The sequence below is a fragment of the Cupriavidus gilardii genome, from assembly GCF_017598945.1.
Lineage (GTDB): Bacteria > Pseudomonadota > Gammaproteobacteria > Burkholderiales > Burkholderiaceae > Cupriavidus > Cupriavidus gilardii_E.
This window is the reverse complement of record NZ_JAGFTW010000042.1, coordinates 1-21,144: the sequence shown is the minus strand read 5'-3', so window position 1 is coordinate 21,144 and position 21,144 is coordinate 1. Positions and strand designations below refer to the sequence as shown.

20 protein-coding genes and 1 pseudogene are annotated in these 21,144 nt (G+C 65.9%); 20 read left to right on the top strand and 1 reads right to left on the bottom strand.

Annotated features, from left to right (window positions below; all coding sequences use genetic code 11):
- Positions 1-2: 2 nt before the first annotated feature.
- Positions 3-746, top strand: coding sequence for an ABC transporter ATP-binding protein (locus J5T34_RS15115; protein ID WP_208580436.1), 744 nt, complete (start codon positions 3-5; stop codon positions 744-746).
- A gap of 123 nt (positions 747-869) precedes the next feature.
- Here J5T34_RS15115 and J5T34_RS15110 read toward each other — a convergent pair whose 3' ends face one another.
- Positions 870-1,814, bottom strand: coding sequence for a LysR substrate-binding domain-containing protein (locus J5T34_RS15110; RefSeq protein WP_208580435.1), 945 nt, complete (start codon positions 1,812-1,814; stop codon positions 870-872).
- Positions 1,815-2,002: 188 nt separating this feature from the next.
- Here J5T34_RS15110 and J5T34_RS15105 point away from each other — a divergent pair, with 188 nt between their 5' ends.
- From J5T34_RS15105 to J5T34_RS15015, 19 genes and pseudogenes are all read left to right on the top strand, one after another.
- Positions 2,003-2,995 (top strand): tripartite tricarboxylate transporter substrate binding protein BugE, encoded by a 993-nt coding sequence (locus tag J5T34_RS15105; RefSeq protein WP_208580434.1) that lies wholly within the window; start codon positions 2,003-2,005, stop codon positions 2,993-2,995.
- Positions 2,995-3,849, top strand: coding sequence for an N-formylglutamate amidohydrolase (locus tag J5T34_RS15100; RefSeq protein WP_208580433.1), 855 nt, complete (start codon positions 2,995-2,997; stop codon positions 3,847-3,849). The genes J5T34_RS15105 and J5T34_RS15100 overlap by 1 nt, the downstream gene beginning before the upstream one ends.
- A 266-nt stretch (positions 3,850-4,115) precedes the next feature.
- Entirely contained in the window at positions 4,116-6,059 is a 1,944-nt protein-coding gene (gene mnmG / locus J5T34_RS15095; protein ID WP_208580432.1) for a tRNA uridine-5-carboxymethylaminomethyl(34) synthesis enzyme MnmG, read from the top strand.
- Entirely contained in the window at positions 6,060-6,812 is a 753-nt protein-coding gene (rsmG, locus tag J5T34_RS15090; protein ID WP_208580431.1) for a 16S rRNA (guanine(527)-N(7))-methyltransferase RsmG, read from the top strand. It begins immediately after the preceding gene.
- A 25-nt stretch (positions 6,813-6,837) separates the two neighbouring features.
- On the top strand, positions 6,838-7,620 hold the full coding sequence (locus J5T34_RS15085; protein ID WP_208580430.1) for a ParA family protein: 783 nt from the start codon (positions 6,838-6,840) through the stop codon (positions 7,618-7,620).
- A 34-nt stretch (positions 7,621-7,654) separates the two neighbouring features.
- Complete coding sequence (locus tag J5T34_RS15080; RefSeq protein WP_208580429.1) at positions 7,655-8,557, top strand: ParB/RepB/Spo0J family partition protein; 903 nt, start codon at positions 7,655-7,657, stop codon at positions 8,555-8,557.
- Between the two features lie 291 nt (positions 8,558-8,848).
- Positions 8,849-9,418 (top strand): ATP synthase subunit I, encoded by a 570-nt coding sequence (locus J5T34_RS15075; protein ID WP_208580428.1) that lies wholly within the window; start codon positions 8,849-8,851, stop codon positions 9,416-9,418.
- A 263-nt stretch (positions 9,419-9,681) separates the two neighbouring features.
- Positions 9,682-10,545, top strand: a complete 864-nt coding sequence (gene atpB, locus J5T34_RS15070) for a F0F1 ATP synthase subunit A (RefSeq protein ID WP_208580427.1) — start codon at positions 9,682-9,684, stop codon at positions 10,543-10,545.
- Between the two features lie 64 nt (positions 10,546-10,609).
- A complete protein-coding gene (gene atpE, locus J5T34_RS15065) occupies positions 10,610-10,876 on the top strand; it encodes a F0F1 ATP synthase subunit C (protein ID WP_006579745.1) in 267 nt (88 codons plus the stop codon).
- 98 nt (positions 10,877-10,974) lie between these two features.
- The gene (locus J5T34_RS15060; protein ID WP_149317479.1) at positions 10,975-11,445 is read left to right on the top strand and encodes a F0F1 ATP synthase subunit B; all 471 of its coding nucleotides are present in this window, start codon (positions 10,975-10,977) and stop codon (positions 11,443-11,445) included.
- Between the two features lie 2 nt (positions 11,446-11,447).
- Positions 11,448-11,990, top strand: coding sequence for a F0F1 ATP synthase subunit delta (locus tag J5T34_RS15055; protein WP_208580426.1), 543 nt, complete (start codon positions 11,448-11,450; stop codon positions 11,988-11,990).
- A gap of 40 nt (positions 11,991-12,030) precedes the next feature.
- Positions 12,031-13,572 (top strand): F0F1 ATP synthase subunit alpha, encoded by a 1,542-nt coding sequence (gene atpA / locus J5T34_RS15050; RefSeq protein WP_174105994.1) that lies wholly within the window; start codon positions 12,031-12,033, stop codon positions 13,570-13,572.
- A gap of 82 nt (positions 13,573-13,654) precedes the next feature.
- Positions 13,655-14,530 (top strand): F0F1 ATP synthase subunit gamma, encoded by an 876-nt coding sequence (atpG, locus tag J5T34_RS15045; protein ID WP_208580425.1) that lies wholly within the window; start codon positions 13,655-13,657, stop codon positions 14,528-14,530.
- A 45-nt stretch (positions 14,531-14,575) separates the two neighbouring features.
- A complete protein-coding gene (atpD, locus tag J5T34_RS15040) occupies positions 14,576-15,979 on the top strand; it encodes a F0F1 ATP synthase subunit beta (RefSeq protein ID WP_174105992.1) in 1,404 nt (467 codons plus the stop codon).
- Between the two features lie 87 nt (positions 15,980-16,066).
- Positions 16,067-16,483 carry a F0F1 ATP synthase subunit epsilon gene (locus J5T34_RS15035; protein WP_149317482.1) on the top strand — a complete coding sequence of 139 codons (417 nt, stop codon included), beginning with the start codon at positions 16,067-16,069 and terminating at the stop codon, positions 16,481-16,483.
- Between the two features lie 694 nt (positions 16,484-17,177).
- The gene (locus J5T34_RS15030; protein WP_208580424.1) at positions 17,178-17,603 is read left to right on the top strand and encodes a CoA-binding protein; all 426 of its coding nucleotides are present in this window, start codon (positions 17,178-17,180) and stop codon (positions 17,601-17,603) included.
- 77 nt (positions 17,604-17,680) lie between these two features.
- Positions 17,681-18,643: an alpha/beta hydrolase gene (locus J5T34_RS15025; protein ID WP_208580423.1), complete on the top strand. Its 963-nt coding sequence runs from the start codon at positions 17,681-17,683 to the stop codon at positions 18,641-18,643.
- 102 nt (positions 18,644-18,745) lie between these two features.
- The gene (gene hemE, locus J5T34_RS15020; RefSeq protein WP_208580422.1) at positions 18,746-19,846 is read left to right on the top strand and encodes a uroporphyrinogen decarboxylase; all 1,101 of its coding nucleotides are present in this window, start codon (positions 18,746-18,748) and stop codon (positions 19,844-19,846) included.
- Between the two features lie 507 nt (positions 19,847-20,353).
- A pseudogene (locus tag J5T34_RS15015) lies at positions 20,354-21,144 on the top strand (hypothetical protein); the annotation flags it as partial.

The window sequence follows — 21,144 nt, the reverse complement described above, 5'->3', positions numbered from 1 at the left end:
CGGTGAGCGTGATTCTGGAAGTGAAGGACCTGCATGTCCGCTACGGCAAGGTCGAAGCGGTGCACGGCGCCAGCCTGTCGGTCGAGGCGGGCAAGATCGTCACGGTGATCGGCCCCAACGGGGCGGGCAAGTCCACCATGCTGAACGCGATCATGGGCGCACTGCCGCCGACCGGTTCGTCCACCGGCACGGTTTCCTATCTGGGCCACGACATGGCCGGCATTCCGGTCGAAGGCCGGGTCGCGCGCGGCATGTGCCTGGTGCCGGAGAAGCGCGAGCTGTTCGGCTCGATGAGCGTCGAGGACAACCTGCGGCTCGGCGCCTTCCGCCGCAAGCGTGCCGGCGAGAAGAACTTCCTCGACCAGATGGACGTGGTCTACGAGCTGTTCCCCCGGCTGCGCGAGCGCGCCCGTCAGGACGCCGGCACGCTGTCGGGCGGCGAGCGCCAGATGCTGGCGGTCGGCCGCGCGCTGATGGCCAAGCCCGAGCTGCTGATGCTGGACGAGCCGAGCCTTGGCTTGGCGCCGCTGATCGTCAAGGAGATCTTCCACATCATCAACGACCTGCGCCGCACCGGCGTGGCGACGCTGCTGATCGAGCAGAACGCGCGCGCGGCGCTGCAGGTGGCCGACTACGGCTATGTGATCGAAACGGGAGAGATCGCGATGGCGGGGCCGGCCGACGAGCTGGCCGCCGATCCGCGGGTCATCGAGACGTATCTCGGGCTGGCGAAGAAGGCGGCCTGATCGGTTGAAGTATGCGTGACATGAATAACGGCGTGCTCAGGCGCGCCGTTGTCATTTAAGCCGCCGATGTTGCGATGAATGCGATCATCGATATTGATGATCAGGCGTTCATACTTGGATACGTCATCTATCCGGCGAATCATTGTCCCGGATCCGCACGACGTCCGGATCCTGTGCCGCCGTTTCCAGCAGCCACGCGCGGAAGCGGTTCAGTGCAGGGTGATCGCGGCGCTCCCGCGGTGCGCACAGGAAATACCCGCGCGTCAGGCGGATCGGCAGGTCGAACGGCGCCACCACGCGACCGGCCGCGATCTCGTCGCGCACCAGGCAGCGCTGCAGCACCGCGATGCCGATATCGGCCTTGACCGCCTGCACCAGGATCGAGACCTGGTCGAATCCCGTGGTCAGCGTGGGCGCAGCGTTGGGTACGCCAGCCGCATCGAACCAGTGCTGCCAGTTCGCGGGCGCGCCGGTGTGAAAGAGCAGCGGCTCCTGCAGCAGGTCCGCCGGCGTTTGCCACTGTCCGGCCTCGTGCCGCAGCCGCGCCCGCTCCGGGTGGCACACCGGCACCATCTCGCTGCCGATCACATAGTCGACCTGGAGATTGGGCCAGCTGTTGGCGGTGCCCGCCAGCAGCGCCGCGTCCGGCGCCGGGCCGGAGAAATCCTCGTCGCGCCGGTAGGGCACGAAGTCCAGGCGGATGTCGGGATGACGCCGATGGAAGTCCGGCAGACGCGGCACCAGCCAGACGCTGGCCAGCGTGGGCAGCGCGGACAGCGTCAGATGATGCTGCCGGTCTCCCGCCAGCAGCGCGGCGCTGGCCGATTCGATCGCCGCCAGCGGCTCGGCCACCGCCTGCAGGAAGTTGCGGCCTGCTGCGGTCAGCACCAGCCGATGTGCATTGCGCTGGACCAGCGGCTGGCCGAAATGTGCCTCCAGCCGCGCGATGGCCCGGCTGATCGCCCCTTGCGTGACGCACAGCTCGTCGGCCGCGCGCGTGAAGCTGCCCAGCCGTGCCGCGGTGGCGAAGGCGTGCAGCTCGGACATCGACGGCGATTGCAGGCGCATGCGGGCTCTCTTCGCTCACAGGGATTCGGGACCTTGTGAGGATGAACTTTGGTAATGGAAGCGTGCAATATAGTCGTTTGTGCACGCTGGGTAAACTGCCCGACACTTGACGCGTCGGGGGACCATCGTTGACCCCATGGCCGCCGTCCCCCAAACAAGAAATGAGCCATTCCAAGGAGAAAATCGCCATGACCGCGCGTCGTCGTTTTGTGCTGTCCGCTGTGTCCACCGCCATCGCTGCCGCCGTGCTGCTGCCCGCCACGGCCAGCGCCGCGCCCGCCAACTATCCCAGCCGCCCGATCCGGCTGATCGTGCCGTTTGCGGCCGGCGGCTCCACCGATCTGTCGGCGCGCCTGGTCGCCGAATACGCCGGCCGCGAGCTGGGTCAGTCCATCGTGGTCGAGAACAAGGGTGGGGCGGGCGGCTCGCTCGGCATGGGCGAGGTGGCGCGTTCGGCGCCGGACGGCTACACCATCGGCATGGCCACGGTCAGCACCCATGGCTCGAACCCCGCGGTCTATCCGAAGCTCAGCTATGACCCGATCAAGGACTTCGTTCCGGTGACCAATGTCGTCGCGATCCCCAGCGTGTTTGCGGTGCATCCCAGCGTGCCGGCAAAGAACATGAAGGAATTCATCGCGCTGGCCAAGGCGAATCCGGGCAAGTACAGCTTTGCCTCGCCGGGCGCGGGCTCGCTCGGGCATGTGAATATCGAGAACTTCATGATGCTGTCCGGTATCGATCTGCTGCATGTGCCGTACAAGGGCGCCGGTCTGGCGCTGAACGACGCGGTAGCGGGGCAGGTCAACGCGATCACCGACAACCTGTCGTCGACGCTGCCGCACGTCAAGGGCGGCCGGCTGCGCGCGCTGGCCGTGCTGGGTGGCAGCCGCTCGGCGCAACTGCCTGACGTGCCGACCTACGCCGAACTGGGCTTCAAGGACATGGGCGAGGGCGGCTGGTTCGGCATCGTCGCGCCCGCCGGCACGCCGGCGCCGGTGGTGGCCAAGCTGAACGCCGCGATCCACAAGGCCATGCAGAACCCGGACTTCAAGCGCAAGGTCGAGGAGTCGGGCGGCACGCTGGTGCCGACCACACCCGAGCAGTTCAAGGCGCAGATCGAACAGGCGATGGCCCGCTACGCGCGTGTGGCCAAGACCGCCAAGATCGAGCTGAACTGATGGCGGCGGCGTTCGAACCGATCGTCCGCCGTGTGCCCGAGGGCGAAGCGCTGCCGCTGGTCTGCGATTCGCCTCACAGCGGCACCCGCTATCCCGACGACTTCGGCGCCGCGGCGCCGTTGGCGCGGTTGCGCGAAGGCGAGGACACCCACGTGGACGCGCTGTGGGAAGCGGTGCCGGCGGTCGGCGGCACGCTGATCGCGGCCAATTTTCCGCGCGTCTATATCGATCCGAACCGGATGCCGGACGACCTCGACCCGGCACTGCTGGACGCGCCGTGGCCCGAGCCGCTCGCGCCGGGCGAGAAGACCCGGCTGGGTTTTGGCCTGGTGTGGCGCAATATCGATGCCGCGACCCCGATCTACGACCGCAAGCTCAGCGTGGCCGAGGTGAGGAACCGGATCGACCACTACTACCGGCCGTACCATGCGGCGCTGGCGGAAGCGGTGGAGGCGACCTATCGCCGCTTCGGCGCGGTCTGGCATCTGAATCTGCACTCGATGCCGAACAATGCCTACGAGCGCCTGAAGAAGGTCAGCCCGCACCCGCTGGCGGATTTCGTGCTGGGCGACCGTGATGGCACGACCTGCGATCCCGAGTTCGTCGGACTGATCGAGCTCGGTCTGCGCGACATGGGCTACACCGTGGCGCGCAACGATCCGTACAAGGGTGTGCAGCTGATCGCCCAGATCGGCCGGCCGGCGGAGCGTCGACACAGCCTGCAGATCGAGATTCGGCGGCCGCTCTATATGGACGAGCGGACCCGCGAGCGCAATGCCAACTTTGGCACGGTGCAGCGGGATATGGGGCGGCTGCTGGAGCGAGTGGCGGAGTACTTGCGACAGCGGCGGTGATCCGTCCGTCGATGTGTAGTGGAAGAGGCCGGGCAAGTCGCCCGGCCTTTTTTGTTTCACGTGGAACATGAGGCGGGTGCGACAGGCGCTGTTTCACGTGAAACCAATGGGCAGCGCGCGGGTCGGGGCGTTTCTCGTGAAACAACGCTGCGCGGAAGCACAATGTTTCACGTGGAACAGAGGTGTGTCCGGAATGGCCCATTGAATGCCGGTATAATTCGGCATCCCGTTTTTCCCTCTCCAGCCTCCCGGAGGAGGTGCCCCCCATGCTTTACCCGAAAGAATTCGATGTCATTGTCGTCGGCGGTGGCCATGCCGGCACCGAAGCGGCCTTGGCCGCGGCCCGTATGGGCTGCCAGACGCTGCTGCTGACCCATAGCATCGAGACGCTCGGGCAGATGAGCTGCAATCCGTCGATCGGCGGCATCGGCAAGGGGCATCTGGTCAAGGAAGTCGACGCGCTGGGCGGCGCGATGGCCGCCGCCACCGACGAGGCCGGCATCCAGTTCCGCATCCTGAACTCCAGCAAGGGCCCGGCCGTGCGCGCCACCCGCGCCCAGGCGGACCGCGTGCTGTACCGCAAGGCGATCCGCACGCGGCTCGAGAACCAGCCCAACCTGATGCTGTTCCAGCAGGCGGTCGACGATCTGATGGTCGAGGGCGACCGCGTGGTCGGCGCCGTGACGCAGGTCGGCATCCGCTTCCGCGCCCGCGCAGTGGTACTGACCGCCGGGACTTTCCTTGACGGCAAGATCCACGTCGGTCTGGACAACTACACCGGCGGCCGCGCCGGCGATCCGGCGGCAGTCACACTGTCGGCCCGGCTCAAGGAGCTGAAGCTGCCGCAGGGCCGCCTGAAGACGGGTACGCCGCCGCGCATCGACGGCCGCACCATCGATTTCTCGGTGATGGAGGAGCAGCCCGGCGACCTCGATCCAGTGCCGGTGTTCTCGTTCCTGGGCCGTCCCGAGCAGCATCCGCAACAGCTGCCATGCTGGATCACCCACACCAACGCCCGTACTCACGACATCATCCGCGGCGGCCTGGACCGCTCGCCGATGTACACCGGTGTGATCGAAGGGGTGGGGCCGCGTTACTGCCCGAGCATCGAGGACAAGATCCATCGCTTTGCCAGCAAGGAGAGCCACCAGATCTTCCTCGAGCCGGAGGGGCTGACCACCAACGAGTTCTATCCCAACGGTATCTCGACCAGCCTGCCGTTCGACGTGCAGCTGGAACTGGTGCACTCGATCCGCGGGCTCGAGAACGCCCATATCCTGCGCCCGGGCTATGCGATCGAGTACGACTACTTCGATCCGCGCGCTTTGAAGGCGTCGCTGGAGAGCAAGGCGATCGGCGGGCTGTTCTTCGCCGGCCAGATCAACGGCACGACGGGCTACGAAGAGGCCGCGGCGCAAGGTCTGCTGGCGGGCATCAACGCCGGCCGCTACGCGCAAGAGCGCGAAGCATGGGCACCGCGTCGCGATCAGGCTTACCTGGGCGTACTGGTCGACGACCTGATCACGCGCGGCGTGACCGAACCGTACCGGATGTTCACCAGCCGCGCGGAATTCCGTCTGAGCCTGCGCGAGGACAATGCCGACATGCGGCTGACCGAGATCGGCCGGGAACTGGGCGTGGTCGACGACGCACGCTGGGATGCCTTCAACCGCAAGCGCGACGCTGTTTCACGTGAAACAGAACGCCTGAAGAGCACCTGGGTCAATCCGGCCAGCCTGCCGGCCGAGGACGCAGTGCCGCTGCTGGGCAAGGCGATCGAGCGCGAGTACAGCCTCGCGGACCTGTTGCGGCGGCCGGGCGTCAGCTACGACGCGCTGATGGCCCTGCAGGACGGCCGTCACGCGGCTGCAGAGCCGCTGAGCGACGATCCGCTGCAGGCCGAGCAAATTCGCGAACAAATCGAGATCGGTATCAAATATCACGGCTATATCGCCCGCCAGGCCGCCGAGGTCGACAAGCTGGAAGCCAACGAATCGACCCGTCTCCCGGACGATTTCGACTACAGCGAAGTGCGCGGGCTCGGCTTCGAGGTGAGCCAGAAGCTGAACCAGCACCGTCCGCAGACGCTGGGTCAGGCCTCGCGTATCTCGGGCGTCACGCCGGCCGCCATCTCGCTGCTGCTGGTTCATCTGAAGAAGAAGGGCATGGGCCGCGGCAAGACGGCCGGCTCGGGCCGTGAGGCAGCCTGAGTGGGCGGTCAGAACGCATCCCCGGCGCGGCGCCACGGCGCGGTCGACGAGGCAGCGCAGCGCCGCCGGCTCGAGGCGGGACTGGCCGCGATCGGGCTGCCGCTCGACGCGGCCCGGATCGATACGCTGCTCGCCTATCTGGCACTGCTGCGCAAATGGAACGCCACCTATAACCTGACCGCGATCCGTCATCCCGACGAGATGCTGACGCATCATCTGCTGGACTCGCTGGCCGCCGTGCCGGCGCTGGCGGAGGCGGCCAGGCGCCCTGAGGTCGCGCCGGCCGCGCGGGGCAGGGTGCTCGACGTCGGCTCCGGCGGCGGCATGCCCGGGCTGCCGCTGGCGATCGCCTGCCCCGAGGTGTCCGTGCTGATGGTCGATATCGTGCAGAAGAAGACCGCCTTTCTGACCCAGTGCCGCGCGCAACTGCGGCTGGGCAACGCCGCGGCGCACTGGGGGCCGGTGGAGAAGCTCGACGATGCCGACGGCTTCGCCGTGATCACGTCGCGGGCCTTCGCCGAGCTGACCGATTTCGTCACGCTGGCGGGCCATCTGCTCGCGCCGGGCGGGCGCATGATCGCCATGAAGGGAGTCTATCCGCAGGCCGAACTGGAGCGGATGGAGCAGGCCGGACTGATGTCGGCCTGGCAGGTCGAAGCGGTGCCGCAGCTGGCGGTGCCCGAACTGGATGCGCAGCGCCACCTGGTGGTGCTGTCGCGCCGTGGCGAGCGCAGCGATGCGCGCGCCGACTGAATACAAGCGAGGAGCTGCAGAACCCATGGCAAAGGTATTCGTGATCGCAAACCAGAAGGGCGGGGTGGGCAAGACCACCACCACGGTGAACCTCGCCGCTGGCCTTGCCGCGCAAGGGCAGCGTGTGCTGCTGGTCGATCTCGATCCGCAAGGCAATGCGTCGATGGGTTCGGGCATCGACAAGCAGGGCCTGGAGCACAGCGTCTACCAGGTGCTGGTCGGCTTCTCGACGATCCCGCAGGCGCGCCAGCGTTCCGAGTCCGGCAAGTACGATGTGCTGCCGGCCAACCGCGAACTGGCCGGCGCCGAAGTCGAGCTGGTCGAGCTGGAGCACCGCGAACGCCGGCTGCGCCAGGCGCTGGCCGAGGTCGAAGGCGAATACGATTTCGTGCTGATCGACTGCCCGCCGTCGCTGTCGCTGCTGACGCTGAACGGCCTGTGCGCCGCACACGGCGTGATCGTGCCGATGCAGTGCGAATATTTCGCGCTGGAGGGACTGTCCGACCTGGTCAATACAATCAAGCAGGTGCACGCCAACCTGAACAAGGACCTGAAGGTCATCGGTCTGTTGCGTGTGATGTTTGATCCACGTGTGACGCTGCAGCAACAGGTGTCGGCCCAGCTCGAAGCGCATTTCGGCGACAAGGTGTTCAAGACGATGATCCCGCGCAACGTCCGGCTGGCGGAGGCGCCGTCGTACGGCATGCCCGGCGTGGCCTTCGACCCCGCGTCGAAGGGCGCCAAGGCCTATCTCGATTTCGGCGCCGAGATGATCGCGCGCGTCAAGCAACTGGGCCAGATCGCCTGAGGCGGCGTACGGCAGCAAGCAAGGAGCCACCACCATGAGTACCGCGAAGAAGAAGGGCCTGGGCCGTGGGCTGGAAGCCCTGCTGGGCGGCCCGGCGGAGATCGTCGAGGCGGCGCGCCAGGATGGCGCGCCAACCGTGCTGCGCGTCGACCAGCTGCAGCCGGGCAAGTACCAGCCGCGCACGCGGATGGACGAGGGCGCGCTGCAGGAACTGGCCGCCAGCATCCGGGCCCAGGGCCTGATGCAGCCGATCCTGGTGCGGCGCGTGGCCGAGCCGGATCGCTACGAGATCATCGCCGGCGAGCGTCGTTTCCGCGCCTCCAAACTGGCAGGACTGGACAAGGTCCCGGTGCTGATCAAGGACGTGGCCGACGAGGCCGCGGCGGCGATGGCGCTGATCGAGAACATCCAGCGCGAGGACCTGAACCCGCTGGAAGAGGCGCAGGGCATCATGCGCCTGATCCGCGAATTCAAGTTCACCCACGAGCAGGCCGCCGAGTCGGTCGGCCGCTCGCGCAGCGCGGTGTCGAATCTGCTGCGTCTGCTCAATCTGGCCCAGCCGGTGCAGACGATGCTGATGGCGGGCGACCTCGACATGGGCCATGCGCGTGCGCTGCTGGCCGTCGACGGCGCCCATCAGATCACGCTCGCCAACCAGATCGTCAACAAGCGGCTGTCGGTGCGCGAGACCGAGAAGCTGGTGGCCTCGACGCTGAAGCCGTTCGATCTGAAGTCGCTGAAGCAGAAGACCGGTCCGGGCGCGCGCGATGTGGCACGGCTGGAGGAGGAGCTGTCCGACGCGCTCGGCATGCCGGTGCAGATCAAGCTCGGCGCGCGCGGCAAGGGTCAGCTGACCATCCAGTTTTCGAGCAACGATGCGCTCGACGGCGTGCTGGCCCGCTTGCGCGATCCGGCCGCGGGCCGACAGGTCGCGTGATCGCGGTTGGGCGATGATCGCCCATTCCAAATGCGCAAATGGCGCCGGGTTCTTCCCCAGGCGCCATTTTTTTGCTACGCAATCCGATTACGTGTCAGGTCATTGCCGCGCAATATCCGCGCAAGCATGATCGAAGCGAGATAGCAAGAGTTGTGGTGTTTTGCCTTGCAAGGCAACTGTAAGCAGATTGACTCGTTATCCGCATTCCCCGTAAAATCGTGCGGTTTGAATACTGGCCGAGGACGAAAAGTTCCCGGTCAGAACTGCAAGCAGGCAGACCGACAAGTTGTAGTGGCGACAGACCCAAAGCCGCCTCGCGCGGGATCGAATACCGACCGTACCGAGCGGACATCCGAGCGTCAGGGCGACCAGCGTCGCCGGGACGAGTGGGACCGGGACGACTGGCGCGACGACGCGTTTGACGACCCGTTCGACGATGAACGGGCCGCGCCGATCCAGCCGCTGACGCACGACGATGCGGTGTCGCTGTTCGGCGAACGCGCGCTGCGGCCGTCGCGGATGACGCCGGGCAAGGTGGTGCTGGCGCAAGTCGCGGTCACGCTGTTGTCGGCGATCGGCTGGGCGCTGTTCGGGCCCGAGGCCGGACCGTACGGCTGGTCGGCGCTGTTCGGCGGCGCGGTGTGCTGCGTGCCGAGCGCGTTCTTCGCCTTCCGGCTTTGGCTGGCGCGGGACCGCGCATCGATCGGCGGGCTGGTGGTCGGCGAGGCGATCAAGGTGATGGCCACCGTCGCGCTGTTCGTGCTGGTGGTGGTGCTGTACCGCGAGCTGCGTTGGGTGCCGATGCTGGTCACGTTCCTGCTTGCGTTGAAGACGTACTGGGTGGCGCTGGCGATTCGATAGATTCTCGATTCGTCGAATTGCGCAACGCCATGCCCCGAACCGGTGCCGCGTTGTTCTGATTCAGGGCAATTGGGGACCGGATTCGAGAAAACAAGATTGGGATGTGGCGCCGGCTCCGGCTCTGGCGCGGCGTCAGGAAGTCACGAGGCGACTTGCATTGCGGTGACCGGCCGACGAGCCGAAGGCGGTGCAAGAAGCATACCGAGCGTTCGCGATGGCGAATGCCGGTCAACCAGGTTTCGCAATATACGGTTCGATTCGACATGGCAACTGCTCAAGGCGCTGAAAACGCGCTCACCCCATCCGGCTATATCGCCGAACATTTGCAGAACCTGAATTCGATCGGCGGCAAGCAGGCCTCCGTGGTCGACTTCAGCGTGATCAATTACGACACCGTGATCTGGTCGGTCCTGTGCGGCGCGATTGCCGTGCTGGTGCTGTACCTGGCCGCGCGCCGCGTCACCGCGGGCGTGCCGGGCCGCTTCCAGGCCTTCGTCGAGATGATCGTCGAGATGGTCGACGACCAGGCCAAGGGCATCATCCACGGCGACCGCTCGTGGATCGCGCCGCTGGCGCTGATGGTGTTCTGCTGGATCACCATGATGAACGCGATCGACTTGATCCCGGTTGACTGGGTCCATGGCCTGAACCACCTGCTGGGCATCTTCGGCGTGCACCTGCCGCACCACAAGGCCGTGGCCACCGCCGACCTGAACGGCACGCTGGGCATGTCGTTCGCCGTGCTGATCCTGATGATCTACTACAGCTTCAAGATCAAGGGTGCGGGCGGCTTCGTGCACGAACTGCTGTCGGCTCCGTTCGGCGGCAAGTGGTACCTGGCCCCGTTCAACCTGGTGCTGAACATCATCGAATTCCTGGCCAAGGCCGTCTCGCTCGGCATGCGACTGTTCGGCAACATGTATGCCGGCGAACTCGTGTTCCTGCTGATCGCGCTGCTGGGCTCGATGTGGACCTTCGGCGCCGACCTGTCGGCCCTGGGCTTCGTCGGCCACGTGATTGCGGGCGCGGTCTGGGCGATCTTCCACATCCTGATCGTGCTGCTGCAGGCCTTCATTTTCATGATGCTGACGCTGGTGTATCTCGGCCAGGCACACGACAAGCACTGATTTCCGGTTTTTTGGTTTTTGGTTTTTTTGGTTCTAAGTCTCTTCTCAAATTAAAGGAGTCGTCATGCAAGAATTTCTCGCCAACATCCAGGGTCTGACCGCCATCGGTATCGGCATCATCATCGGCCTGGGCGCGATCGGTGCCTGCCTGGGTATCGCTCTGATGGGTGGCAAGTACATCGAAGCCTGCGCGCGTCAGCCGGAATTGATGAACCCGCTGCAGACCAAGATGTTCCTGCTGGCCGGCCTGATCGACGCGGCATTCCTGATCGGTGTGGGCGTGGCCATGCTGTTCGCGTTCGCCAACCCGCTGCTGGCCGTCATTCAGTAAATCTTTTCGGTCTGCATGATGCTGACGGGCGGCGCAGGCCACTAGCCTGGCCGCCTTTGCGCATTTATCTGTAGTTTGATTACCGAAAGGAACACACCATGAATCTGAACGCAACGTTTTTTGCGCAGATGGTCGTGTTCTTCATCCTGTGGTGGGTTGTCGCCAAATTCATTTGGCCGCCGCTGGTGAAGGCGCTCGACGAACGCGCAAAGAAAATCGCCGACGGTCTCGCGGCTGCCGAAAAGGGCAAGGCCGAACTCGAGCTGGCCAACAAGCGCGTGGACGTGGCCCTGGCCGAAGCCCGCGCCGAAGGTGCGCAACGCGTCGCCGACGCCGAGAAGCGCGCCCAGATGGTCGCCGAAGAGATCAAGCGCAACGCCCAGGCCGAAGCCGCACGCATCATCGCGCAAGCGAAGGCCGATGCCGAACAGCAGGTCACCAAGGCGCGCGAGCAGCTGCGCGACCAGGTCGCCGTGCTGGCCGTCAAGGGTGCAGAGCAGATCCTCAAGCGTGAAGTGAATGCGCAGGTCCACGCCGACCTGCTCAACCAACTGAAGGCCGAGCTCTAATCATGGCAGAAACCGCAACCATTGCCCGTCCCTACGCCGAGGCGCTGTTCCGCGTCGCCAGCGAGGCCAACGCCGGCAATCTGGGTGCATGGTCCGAGCTGGTTTCGGAAATGGGGCAGGTCGCGGCCACCCCGGAGATCAAGGCGCTGGCCGACGATCCGAACGTTCCCGGCGACAAGCTGGCCGAACTGTTCCTGTCGGTGCTGAAGTCTCCGGTCAACGACGAGGCGCGCCGCTTCGTGCAGTTGGTGGTGGACAACGACCGCCTGACCGTGCTGCCGGAGATTGCCGAGCAGTTCCATGCGCTGAAGAACGCCCAAGAAGGTTCGGCCGACGTCGAAATCACCAGCGCGTTTCCGCTCGACGGCGCGCCGCTGACCGATCTGGTTGCCTCGCTCGAACGCAAGTTCGGGCGCAAGCTGGTGCCGGCCGTGACGGTCGACCCCTCGCTGATCGGCGGCGTTCGCGTCAAGGTGGGCGACGAAGTGCTGGATACCTCGGTGCGCGCGCGCCTGGCCGCCATGCAAGCCGCGCTGACCGCCTGATGGCGGACAGCCGACGGATTGAAGAATTAGGAGCATTGTGATGCAACTGAACCCCTCAGAAATCAGCGAGCTGATCAAGTCCCGCATCTCGGGCCTTGGCGCCGAAGCTGAAGTGCGCAATACCGGCACGGTGATTTCCGTGACCGATGGCATCTGCCGCGTGCACGGCCTGTCCGGCGTGATGCAGGGCGAGATGCTGGAATTCCCCGGCAACACCTTCGGCCTGGCGCTGAACCTCGAGCGCGACTCTGTCGGCGCCGTGGTGCTCGGCGACTACGAACACATCTCGGAAGGCGACCAGGTCAAGTGCACCGGCCGCATTCTGGAAGTGCCGGTAGGCAAGGAACTGCTGGGCCGCGTGGTCAACACGCTGGGCCAGCCGATCGACGGCAAGGGCCCGATCAACGCCAAGCTGACCGACGTGATCGAGAAGGTCGCCCCGGGCGTGATCGCGCGCCAGTCGGTGAGCCAGCCGGTGCAGACCGGCCTGAAGTCGATCGACGCGATGGTGCCGATCGGCCGCGGCCAGCGCGAGCTGATCATCGGCGACCGCCAGACCGGCAAGACCGCCGTCGCCGTCGACGCGATCATCAACCAGAAGGGCAAGGGCGTCTTCTGCGTCTACGTGGCAATCGGCCAGAAGGCTTCGACGATCGCCAACGTGGTGCGCAAGCTGGAAGAGACCGGCGCGATGGAATACACCGTCGTGGTGGCCGCCGCCGCTTCGGACTCGGCCGCCATGCAGTACCTGGCTGCCTACGCCGGCTGCACGATGGGCGAGTACTTCCGCGACCGCGGCGAAGACGCGCTGATCGTCTATGACGACCTGACCAAGCAGGCCTGGGCCTATCGCCAGGTGTCGCTGCTGCTGCGCCGCCCGCCGGGCCGCGAAGCCTACCCGGGCGACGTGTTCTACCTGCACTCGCGTCTGCTGGAGCGCGCCGCGCGCGTCAACGCCGACTACGTCGAGAAGTTCACCAACGGCGAAGTCAAGGGCAAGACCGGTTCGCTGACCGCGCTGCCCGTGATCGAAACGCAGGCCGGCGACGTGTCCGCGTTCGTGCCGACCAACGTGATCTCGATTACCGACGGCCAGATCTTCCTCGAAACCGACCTGTTCAACGCCGGTATCCGTCCCGCGATCAACGCCGGTATCTCGGTGTCGCGCGTCGGTGGTGCTGCCCAGACCAAGATCATCAAGAAGCTGTCCGGCGGTATCCGTACCGACCTGGCCCAGTACCGGGAACTGGCTGCGTTCGCGCAGTTCGCCTCGGACCTGGACGATGCCACCCGCAAGCAGCTCGAGCGCGGCCGCCGCGTGATGGAGCTGCTCAAGCAGCCGCAATACCAGCCGCTGCAGGTGTGGCAGCTGGCCGCGTCGCTGTACGCCGCCAACAATGGCTTCCTCGACAACGTGGAAGTGAAGGACATCCTGCCGTTCGAAAAGGGCCTGCACGACCACCTGAAGACCAAGTACGCCGATCTCGTCAACCGTATCGAAGACACCAAGGATCTGTCGAAGGACGACGAAGCTGCCCTGCGTGCCGCGATCGAGGATTTCAAGAAGTCCGCCGCGTTCTAACCGCGTGATTCCACGGACCGCGCAACCGGCGTCCGCCTGAAAGGGCGGCAGCCGGCGGCGCGGCACGACTGGAGAGGAAGATATGGCCGGAACGAAAGAGATTCGAACCAAGATCAAGAGCGTGCAGAACACGCGCAAGATCACCAAGGCGATGGAAATGGTCGCCGCATCCAAGATGCGCAAGGCGCAGGAGCGGATGCGGGCTGCCCGTCCGTACGCCGAGAAGGTGCGCAACATTGCCGCGCACCTGGCCACGGCCAACCCGGAGTTCAAGCATCCGTTCCTGCAGGCGCGCGAGGTCAAGCGCGCCGGCTTGATCGTGGTGACGACCGACAAGGGGCTGTGCGGCGGCCTGAACACCAACGTGCTGCGCGCCGTCACCAACGAGCTGCGCGACTGGCAGAACCGCGGTGTGCAGGTGCAAACCACCGCGATCGGCACCAAGGGCATGCAGTTCCTGGGCCGCGTTGGCGCCAAGGTGGTCTCGCACGTGGTGCATCTGGGCGATACGCCGCATCTGGAAAAGCTGATCGGCGCGATCAAGGTCCAGCTCGACGCCTTCACCAATGGTGAGGTGGACGCCGTGTACCTGGCGTACACGAAGTTCGTCAACACCATGAAGCAGGAGCCGATGGTCGAGCAGCTGCTGCCGCTGTCCGCCGAGCGGATGGCGCAGACCGAAGAGGAAAAGCGCGCTTACTCGTGGGATTACATCTACGAGCCCGACGCCCAGACGGTGGTGGAAGACCTGCTGGTCCGCTACGTCGAAGCGCTGGTGTACCAAGCCGTGGCCGAGAACATGGCGTCCGAGCAGTCGGCGCGCATGGTGGCCATGAAGGCGGCGTCCGACAACGCCAAGAACGTGATTGCAGAACTGCAGCTGGACTACAACAAGACCCGCCAGGCAGCGATCACCAAGGAATTGTCGGAAATCGTCAGCGGTGCGGCAGCCGTGTAACTGACGAGACTGGGCGTCAAGAATTCAAGCTATCGGAGATACGAAATGAGTATCGGAAATATTGTGCAGTGTATTGGCGCCGTGGTGGACATCGAGTTCCCCCGCGACGCGCTGCCGAAGGTGTACGACGCGCTGGTGCTGGAAGAGAGCAACGAAGCGTCGTTCGCCGAGAAGGGCCTGACCTTCGAAGTGCAGCAGCAGCTCGGTGACGGCGTGGTCCGTACCATCGCGCTGGGCTCGTCCGACGGCCTGCGCCGCGGCATGGCCGTGAAGAACACCGGCGCGCCGATTTCGGTGCCGGTCGGTCACGGCACGCTGGGCCGCATCATGGACGTGCTGGGTCGTCCGATCGACGAAGCCGGCCCGGTCGCCGCGGACGAACTGCGCGCGATTCACCAGAAGGCGCCGAAGTTCGACGAGCTGTCGCCTTCGGTCGACCTGCTCGAAACCGGCATCAAGGTGATCGACCTGGTCTGCCCGTTCGCCAAGGGCGGCAAGGTGGGTCTGTTCGGTGGCGCCGGCGTCGGCAAGACCGTCAACATGATGGAGCTGATCAACAACATCGCCAAGCAGCACAGCGGCTTGTCGGTGTTCGCCGGCGTGGGCGAGCGTACCCGTGAAGGGAACGACTTCTACCACGAGATGAAGGACTCGAACGTGCTCGACAAGGTGGCCATGGTGTTCGGCCAGATGAACGAGCCGCCGGGCAACCGTCTGCGCGTGGCGCTGACCGGCCTGACCATGGCCGAGCGCTTCCGCGACGAAGGCCGCGACATCCTGTTCTTCGTCGACAACATCTACCGCTACACGCTGGCCGGTACCGAAGTGTCGGCGCTGCTGGGCCGTATGCCTTCCGCCGTGGGCTATCAGCCGACGCTGGCTGAAGAAATGGGCAAGCTGCAGGAGCGCATCACGTCGACCAAGACCGGCTCGATCACGTCGATCCAGGCCGTGTACGTGCCTGCCGATGACTTGACCGACCCGTCGCCCGCCACGACCTTCCTGCACCTGGACTCGACCGTCGTGCTGTCGCGTGACATCGCCGCGCTGGGTATCTACCCCGCCGTCGACCCGCTCGACTCGACCTCGCGTCAGCTGGACCCGCAGATCGTCGGTACCGAGCACTACGAAGTGGCCCGCCGCGTCCAGCAGACGCTGCAGCGCTACAAGGAACTGCGCGACATCATCGCGATTCTGGGCATGGACGAACTGTCGCCGGAAGACAAGCTGGCGGTGGCGCGTGCACGGAAGATCCAGCGTTTCCTGTCGCAGCCCTTCCACGTCGCGGAAGTGTTCACGGGTTCGCCGGGCAAGTACGTGCCGCTGAAGGAAACCATCCGCGGCTTCAAGATGCTGGTGGACGGCGAGTGCGATCACCTGCCCGAGCAGGCGTTCTACATGGTCGGCTCGATCGACGAAGCCTTCGAGAAGGCCAAGAAGCTCCAGTAAGCCTCGTCAGGCGACGGCGCGCCGGCACGGTCACCGTGCGCGGGCGCGCCGCCGTTCCAAGCGAAGCGACTGGACAAAGGAATTCACATGGCAACCATTCTTGTAGACGTCGTCAGCGCGGAAGCCTCGATCTTCTCCGGCCAGGCGAAGTTCGTGGCGCTGCCGGGCGAGTCGGGTGAGCTGGGCATCCTGCCCGGGCACACCCCGCTGATCACGCGCATCCACCCGGGTGCGGTGCGGATCGAGAAGGAAGACGGCAGCGAAGAGTTCGTGTTCGTCGCCGGCGGCATTCTGGAAGTCCAGCCCAAGCACGTCACCGTGCTGGCCGACACCGCCATCCGTGGCACCGACCTCGACGAGGCCAAGGCGCAGGAAGCGAAGCGCGCCGCCGAGGAACTGCTGCAGAACCAGAGCAGCGAGTTCGATCTGGCGCGTGCGCAGAGCGAGCTGGCGGTCGCCGCTGCCCAGCTGGCGGCCATCGCGCGTCTGCGCCGGAAGAAGTAAGCAGGGCCGGTCCAGGCGTTGCTTTTTCGTCAGCGCGAAGGAAAAAGGCAGCCGCGAGGCTGCCTTTTTTCGTGGTGGGGCGCTATGCTTTCGTTTGAAGTCAGACAAACACTGACAAAAAGCTAAAAACACAAAAAAAAGCGCGCGGGCCGGGGAGGCGCCGCGCGGACGGGAAAATCCCTTCGAGGGGTCAATTCGAAGGAACGGGTTCGGTCGGGCGACGTGTAGCGTGTCCCAGTTGCGTGGACAGCCTGTCTCGCAGGCTTCGGTACCGTTCGCCACAGCACCGGCATCCGAACTGGCGCTGTTTTCACAACTATTCGCGCCGTTTATCGAGACACCGGTAATACATTCAGCTGCTGGGCTTTCTTCAAGGCGCCTGCGGCTCTCTGGCTTGCGGCGCCGTCACAAAGTTCACAATGTGTCAAAGCATTGTGGGGGAAACTTCCCCTGATGGCAGTAACAAAGTGTATCGGTTTGCAAGTACTTGAAAGCGAAAAGACGGCAAATTGGCCGCAATAGCCACAAAAATAAGCACACTCTGTTAGGTTCCGCACGCTGGCATCGTTCTGGTGCATGACTATTTCCGTTTTGTCACTGCTGGCACCGCCACGCCGGCGGGGTTGACGCAGCGAGCGTGCACCGGCAGTGTTCCATCGCAACGGGCGTCCCGCCCCGCCGCCGAGGAGCACTGATGGACACCATGCAGGCCGATATCGAAGGCATGTTGAAGCTGCGCACGGTCGCCGTGGTCGGGCTGTCCGACAAGCCGGAGCGCGCCAGCCACCAGGTGGCCGCCTTCCTGCAGCGGCACGGTCATCGGATCGTGCCCGTCAACCCGAACCATGCCGGCGAGTCGATTCTCGGGGAACGTTGCCACGCCTCGCTGCACGACGCGGCCCAGGCCGTCGCCGCGGAGGGAGCGCGTATCGACTGGGTCGACATCTTCCGCAAGCCTCCCGATGTGCCGCCGGTGGTCGACGACGCGATCGCAATCGGCGCACGCGGCGTCTGGCTGCAGCTGGGCATCGTCAACGACGACGCTTTGGCACGCGCGAAAAGCGCCGGGCTGATGGCGGTGCAGGACCGCTGCAGCAAGATCGAGTCGATGCGCGGCTGAGCGGCGCGCCGCGTATCATTCCACCCCTTCGCCTTCCCTCCGCGTTCCATCTCCGACGTTTTCGATCCCCCGGCGCCATGGCCATCGACCCAGACCTGCTTGCCTACTATCGCGGACTCGCCGAGCGCTATGCCGGCGCTCCCGTGCCCGTCGACGCGGCCGAGCGGCGCGCCCGCTTTCGCGAGATTGCGGCGCTGTCGCGTCGCGCTGACCCCGATGGCATCACGGTGTCCGAGCTGCCGATCGCGCTGCCGGGCAGAACGCTGAATGCGCGCCTGTTCCGCCCAAGCGCGGTGACTCGGCCCCGTCTGCTGGTCTATTTCCACGGTGGCGGCTGGGTCGTCGGCTCGCACGAGACCCACCACGGCGTCGCTGCGGCGCTGACGCTCGATACCGGCTGCGCGGTGGTCAGTGTCGATTACCGACTGGCGCCGGAGCACCCGTATCCGGCACCTTGCGACGATGCGCTCGATGCCGTGCGGTGGCTGGCGGAGCGGCGCAACGAGCTCGACGTCGATCCAGGCTTCCTCGCGGTCGCCGGGGACAGCGCCGGCGGCCACCTCGCGGCGCAGGCGGCGGCACTGGCCAATGCCGACAGCCCGGGTCTGGTGCGCGCGCAGTTCCTGATCTATCCCGTCACCGCGCCGCGGTTCGCCAGCGAGAGCTATCGCGCCTTTGCCAGCGGGCCCGGCCTGACCCGGGACGAAATGGCGTGGTACTGGGCGCAGTTCATCGGCGAAGCGCGCCTGGGCGACGGCACCGCGCTCGCCGATCCCCGCGTGCATCTGATGGCGTCGATTCCCGGCCGCGCTGCAGCCACGCCGCCGGCAACGGTGGTGCTGGTCGCGGCCCACGACGTGCTGCGCGACGACGGCCTGGCCTACGCCGACCATCTGGTCCGTGAAGGCGCTGCGGTGATCACGATCGAGGCGGGCGGCATGACGCACGGCTTCGCCCGGCTGCAGAGCGAATCCCCGCGGGCACGGGAGTGGATGCGGCGCGGCGCCCAAGCCTTCGCCCAGTTGCTGGACGAGGAGTGAGCCCAGGCGGCACGGTGCGCGGAATCACCGGATCGCGATACCGGTAATAGTCGCGGCCGCAGTGTGGCGATCCCGTAGAATGGCGGGCTGACGAGGACCACCATGACCGCACTGCAGAACGACATCTTCCTGCGCGCGCTGCGCCGCCAGCCGACCGAATACACGCCGCTGTGGCTGATGCGCCAGGCCGGGCGCTATCTGCCCGAATACAACGCCACGCGCGCACGGGCCGGCAGCTTTCTTGGCCTGGCCAAGAATCCCGCGTTCGCCACCGAAGTCACGCTGCAGCCGCTCGACCGCTTTGCGCTCGATGCCGCGATCCTGTTCTCGGACATCCTGACCGTCCCCGATGCGATGGGCCTGGGCCTGTCGTTCGCCCAGGGCGAAGGCCCGCGCTTCGCGCGGCCGCTGCGCACCGAGGCCGATGTCGCCAGGCTGGCGGTGCCGGACATGGGCGAGCTGCAGTACGTGTTCGATGCGGTCGCGTCGATCCGGCGGGCGCTGGTACAGGATGGCCGGCAGCGCGTGCCGCTGATCGGCTTTTCCGGCAGCCCGTGGACGCTGGCCTGTTATATGGTCGAAGGCGGCGGCTCCGACGACTTCCGGCTGGTCAAGGGCATGATGTACGCCCGCCCGGATCTGATGCACCGGATCCTGGAGCTCAATGCGCAGGCCGTGACCGCCTATCTGAACGCGCAGATCGAGGCCGGCGCGCAGGCCGTGATGCTGTTCGATAGCTGGGGCGGCACGCTGGCCGACGGCATGTATCAGCGCTTCTCGCTCGACTACATGCGCAAGGTGATCGCCGGCCTGCGGCGCGAGCACCAGGGCGAGAGCGTACCGGTGATCGTCTTTACCAAAGGCGGCGGCCTGTGGCTGGAGCAACTGGCCGACAGCGGCGCCGACGCCATCGGCCTGGACTGGACCGTCAATCTGGCCGCGGCACGCCGGCGCACCGGCGGGCGGGTAGCGCTGCAGGGCAATCTGGATCCGACCGTGCTGTTTGCGGACGAGGCCGGCATTCGCGAACAGGCGCGCCGCGTGCTCGACGATTACGCCTCCGGCGGCGGCAGCGATGGCCATGTCTTCAACCTCGGACATGGCATCTCGCAATTCACGCCGCCCGAGAGCGTGGCGGTGCTGGTGGACGAAGTGCATCGGCACAGCCGGGCGCTGCGGCAGCGCGACGGCGCGCGCGCCTAGGTCGGGCGGTCCAGGCCGAAGGCTATGCTGCCGAATCGTGCGCATGGCGGGCGCCATCGTGGCGCTTTGGCGATGAATCGGTGCCTGTCAAGGCTTGACTTATGCACACAAATGGGCTTTCCGCAGTGCACGAGCGGGTTATCACTTAACACAATCGGGGGATATTGCTAAGTCATTGATTTTTCATGGCTTGACAGCGGCCCTCCGAGCGTGGTCATGGTCCCGAAAGCCTTGTTTCGCGCGCCTTTACGGCAAGTTGGCCCAAGTTTTCAACAAAGTTATCCACAGGCGATGTGGAGAGATGGGAAAACTGGTCATCTATCATCGACTTAGCCCCACATTTGAAGTTTTACTTTAAGTTGATGTTGCACCGCACCCAACCGCCGGCACGACCCTTCCGTGCCCCAGCCATGCCCGTCCGATGCACAGCGTTGGCGACGGGTTGTCGTGCATGGTGCACTTCGTGGTGCCGGCCGAAGTCTTGAGCCGTCGTCCCCTCCGCTGATCGTGTCTTCCCCGTCCCGCTCCCTGGCAAGCCCGCCGCCGCAGCACGAAGCCGGCGGCAGCGCAGAACCGGCCAACGACCGTCTCAGTCTCAACGACGGCGCGGCGGCGTTGTCCCTGGTGCAGGTTGCGCTCGACACGCCCGCGGACGACCGCTTCGACTATCTGAATGCCGAGCTGGACGGCGGTCCGGTGCGTCCGGGCGAGCTCGTCGCGGTGCCGTTCGGACGGCGCGAGATGGTCGCCGTCGCGCTGGCGGGCACCGATTGCAGCGAGGTGCCGGCCGACAAGCTGCGGCCTGTCTCGCAGCGGGTGGGCTGGCTGCCGCCGCTCACCCCCCACTGGCTGGCGCTGGCGGCCTTTGCCGCCGCCTACTACCACCGGCGCCTGGGCGAGGTGATTCTGCCCGCCTTGCCGCCCGGTCTGCGCGACCCTCAGGGCTGGCCGCGGCTGGCGGCGCGGGTCCGTACCGAACGCTTTCGCCTGCGCGACGGCTGCGCCGAAGCGCTGCGGGCCGCGATTCCGCCGCGCGCCCGCTCGGTGACTGCGCTGGCCAATGCGCTAATCGATGGCGCCGCACACGGACAGTGGCTGACCCAGCAAGAGGCGCGCGCGCTGTGCACCGCCGCGCCGGCCAGGCTGGCGCAATGGACGGAGGCGGGCTGGCTCGAAGGCGAGACCGTGGACCAGCCGCTGCTGACCGCCGCCGAGCCGGAGGCATCCGGCGATCCAGCCGACCCGACCGAGACCGAGGCACCGACCGAGGCTCCGCCCACCGCCCCCTCGCCCATCCC

Bases quoted from the DNA above. Each gene is read 5' to 3' on its own strand.
- J5T34_RS15110 (WP_208580435.1), bottom strand. From the start codon at position 1,814: ATGCGCCTGCAATCGCCGTCGATGTCCGAGCTGCACGCCTTCGCCACC.
- J5T34_RS15105 (WP_208580434.1), top strand. From the start codon at position 2,003: ATGACCGCGCGTCGTCGTTTTGTGCTGTCCGCTGTGTCCACCGCCATC.
- J5T34_RS15100 (WP_208580433.1), top strand. From the start codon at position 2,995: ATGGCGGCGGCGTTCGAACCGATCGTCCGCCGTGTGCCCGAGGGCGAA.
- mnmG (WP_208580432.1), top strand. From the start codon at position 4,116: ATGCTTTACCCGAAAGAATTCGATGTCATTGTCGTCGGCGGTGGCCAT.
- J5T34_RS15085 (WP_208580430.1), top strand. From the start codon at position 6,838: ATGGCAAAGGTATTCGTGATCGCAAACCAGAAGGGCGGGGTGGGCAAG.
- J5T34_RS15080 (WP_208580429.1), top strand. From the start codon at position 7,655: ATGAGTACCGCGAAGAAGAAGGGCCTGGGCCGTGGGCTGGAAGCCCTG.
- atpB (WP_208580427.1), top strand. From the start codon at position 9,682: ATGGCAACTGCTCAAGGCGCTGAAAACGCGCTCACCCCATCCGGCTAT.
- atpE (WP_006579745.1), top strand. From the start codon at position 10,610: ATGCAAGAATTTCTCGCCAACATCCAGGGTCTGACCGCCATCGGTATC.
- J5T34_RS15060 (WP_149317479.1), top strand. From the start codon at position 10,975: ATGAATCTGAACGCAACGTTTTTTGCGCAGATGGTCGTGTTCTTCATC.
- J5T34_RS15055 (WP_208580426.1), top strand. From the start codon at position 11,448: ATGGCAGAAACCGCAACCATTGCCCGTCCCTACGCCGAGGCGCTGTTC.
- atpA (WP_174105994.1), top strand. From the start codon at position 12,031: ATGCAACTGAACCCCTCAGAAATCAGCGAGCTGATCAAGTCCCGCATC.
- atpG (WP_208580425.1), top strand. From the start codon at position 13,655: ATGGCCGGAACGAAAGAGATTCGAACCAAGATCAAGAGCGTGCAGAAC.
- atpD (WP_174105992.1), top strand. From the start codon at position 14,576: ATGAGTATCGGAAATATTGTGCAGTGTATTGGCGCCGTGGTGGACATC.
- J5T34_RS15035 (WP_149317482.1), top strand. From the start codon at position 16,067: ATGGCAACCATTCTTGTAGACGTCGTCAGCGCGGAAGCCTCGATCTTC.
- J5T34_RS15030 (WP_208580424.1), top strand. From the start codon at position 17,178: ATGGACACCATGCAGGCCGATATCGAAGGCATGTTGAAGCTGCGCACG.
- J5T34_RS15025 (WP_208580423.1), top strand. From the start codon at position 17,681: ATGGCCATCGACCCAGACCTGCTTGCCTACTATCGCGGACTCGCCGAG.
- hemE (WP_208580422.1), top strand. From the start codon at position 18,746: ATGACCGCACTGCAGAACGACATCTTCCTGCGCGCGCTGCGCCGCCAG.